Consider the following 1,317-nt stretch of genomic DNA (forward strand, 5'->3'; position numbering starts at 1 on the left):
ATCCGTTCGTCTGTGAATCTCGTTCGTTTCATTGTCCCTCCTCAGGTTGGGCCGGACTATAATCGACGGTGGAGGAAAATTCCCGTGGCAGGTCACTCGATCTACATCGTGCGTACGCTGCCGGTTTCGACTGCATGATCGGCGGGCAAGCCGCGCTGGAATGCTTGTTCGATCAACGGCTTGCAGATCGCGCGCCTACCGACGGACCGCAGAAGGTCTTCCACCCGCTTCACAAGAAACTTGGCCAAACATTTCTCTACGATCCTGATTTCGACTATTTCCGTGACTTGATCCGGGAGCGGGTGCTGGACACATCGCCTATTGCAGCCGGAGAAATGGTCCTTGGCGTGCAACTGGGCAAAAGAAGGCTGCATTCGATCGCTTCATTGTCACATGAGACCGGGGAGGATTCGGGGACAGTGCGGCGCAGATTGGCCGCGATGAGAATTATCAATCTGAGTGATGATCGTCCGGACGCGCAGATCACCTTTCCGACCCTCGAATGTGATCGGTTTGCGCCGGATCTATCCGACCTCGTGTTCCAGGCGGACGTACGTGAGGCCATGGGGGCTACCTGCGCCCACTCTGTTGATCCACAACTTTTAATGTAAGCTAAACATGCGTTGCGAGGTGTCGCAGCGACCGTCCGACGTGGTCCGAAGGATCGGCTGCATTTGACACGTTGGCTCCGCTTAGCCGAGAGCGGGCCTGACTGCTGTCGTCCGATAAGAGCCATGACCGCAAACGTCGGTCGAGACATGACGAGTGATGCGCGGTAAAATGGATCTTAATTTTGCCTCCGACATTGGCAAAAGACCCATTTTCCTGATCACGAGTATGGAGACGGTTGTGAAGGACGAGCAACCGATGACACTGAAAGAAGTCGCATCCTTACTGATTGAATGGACAGACGTTGGTGAGGAGGGGGGCAGCTCCGGCCATGCCTTGCCCTTTGGGATCTGGACGAAGAGCAGCTTGAGATCAACAAGGAGGCTTGTGCGGCCTCCCACGAGGCGGAAAGCATTGCCAATGCGATGTGATGCCTCACTGACGGAGAAGGGCTCTCATCGATTGCAGACCTGCCGCGGACTTATTGATGACGATGAAGGTCCCGAAAGCGTTATACCTGTTAGTCGACTCTAATACCGACTCGTTCCATGCCCGGTGACCTGCCCCCCTCGGGTCCCTCGTTCATAACGAGAGTCTGCGGGTTTGAGATTGGTGTGAGTGCTGGACGTAATCTCCCCAAAACGGCTGGATGAAATTTCCCCAGTTTTGGCGCTGATGCCGATGATCAGGGGGGCATGCCCCCCTGAT

The 1,317-nt window shown here is 55.5% G+C and carries 1 protein-coding gene; it reads left to right on the plus strand.

Features of this window, described 5'->3' with window-relative positions; translation table 11 throughout:
• Positions 1-134 precede the first annotated feature (134 nt).
• The gene (locus BUA54_RS20455) at positions 135-611 is read left to right on the plus strand and encodes a hypothetical protein (RefSeq protein WP_072859073.1); all 477 of its coding nucleotides are present in this window, start codon (positions 135-137) and stop codon (positions 609-611) included.
• Positions 612-1,317 lie beyond the last annotated feature (706 nt).

The sequence above is a fragment of the Loktanella atrilutea genome (assembly GCF_900128995.1).
GTDB classification, from domain to species: domain Bacteria; phylum Pseudomonadota; class Alphaproteobacteria; order Rhodobacterales; family Rhodobacteraceae; genus Loktanella; species Loktanella atrilutea.

What these genes read in the sequence shown, in the direction of transcription:
- BUA54_RS20455 (WP_072859073.1), top strand. Translation starts at nt 135, where the DNA reads ATGATCGGCGGGCAAGCCGCGCTGGAATGCTTGTTCGATCAACGGCTT.